The following is a 1,103-nucleotide window of genomic DNA, read 5'->3' on the forward strand; positions in this document are numbered from 1 at the left end:
CCGACAGTAACATTTTTCTCCCAGTCTGCTCTTGTGCTTGGGTAGAAAACATTCTGTATGCCGCTGCATCCGTCGAAGGAGTTGTCGGCAATATTGGTGATTTCCTTTGGAAGATATACATCTTCAACGCCGAGCATTCTGTAGAATGCATACTTAGGTATTTTCTTTCCGCCGTTGATGGTTATTGTTTTAAGTGACTTAGGAATATATCTTCTCCAGCCGCCGGAGTTGTTGATATTGAAATAATCTTCATCATTTCCGTTGAGGAAGAGCTCGGATATCTGCTGAGCACTTCCGTCTGCGTTAACAGCTGAAAGTGATGAACCTGCAAACGGAAGAGTAAGTGATTCCAGTGATTTACAAGCGCTGAATATGTGCGAACCGATCGTTGTGTTATCACCTGTTATCTCGGCTGTCTTGAGTGAATCACATTCTTCAAATGCGTAATTGCTGATAGTCTTTACGGATTCGGGAATTGTAACACTGATAAGCGAGTCACAGTTACTGAAAGCATATTCACCGATAGTTTCGATGCTTTCAGGGAAAGAAATGGTACTGAGATCAGCTGAACTGCAATTTGCAAACGCATGATCGCCGATATATAACAGTGAATTCGGCATAACTGCATTTTTCAATGATGTGCAGTTGTAGAATGCATATGATCCCAGTGATGTTATATCGTCGGGAACAACAATTTCCTCTACACCGTTCATACGATAGAATGCGTAATTAGGGATTCGGCCTCCGCCTAAGATAGTGATCTTTTTAAGTGCCTTGGGGATATATCTTCTCCAGCCGCCTGTGTTGTTGATGTTGTAGAATTCATCATCATTTCCGTTGAGGAACAGGTTTACGATCTCCTGTGAGCTGCCGTCAGTATTTACAGCTTCAAGAGAGAAGCCTGCAAAAGGAAGTGTGAGTTCTGCAAGCGATTTACAGCCGCTGAATACATGGCTTCCTATACCGTCAGCACCGCCCCTGATAACAGCAGATGCAAGTGATGAACAGTCGCTGAATGCGTATTCACCGATAGTTTTTACTGTTTCGGGAACTGTTACATTTGTGAGACCGCTGCAGCCCGAGAACGCATTGTTGCCAATAGC

General features: G+C 43.6%; 1 protein-coding gene. It reads right to left on the reverse strand.

Annotated elements, in window-relative coordinates; genetic code table 11:
* A partial coding sequence (locus L870_RS20170) for a leucine-rich repeat domain-containing protein (RefSeq protein WP_207637727.1) occupies positions 1 to 1,103 on the reverse strand: 1,103 nt, incomplete at both ends.

Origin of the sequence: Ruminococcus flavefaciens ATCC 19208 (assembly GCF_000518765.1) — a bacterium.
Taxonomy (GTDB): Bacteria; Bacillota; Clostridia; order Oscillospirales; family Ruminococcaceae; genus Ruminococcus; species Ruminococcus flavefaciens.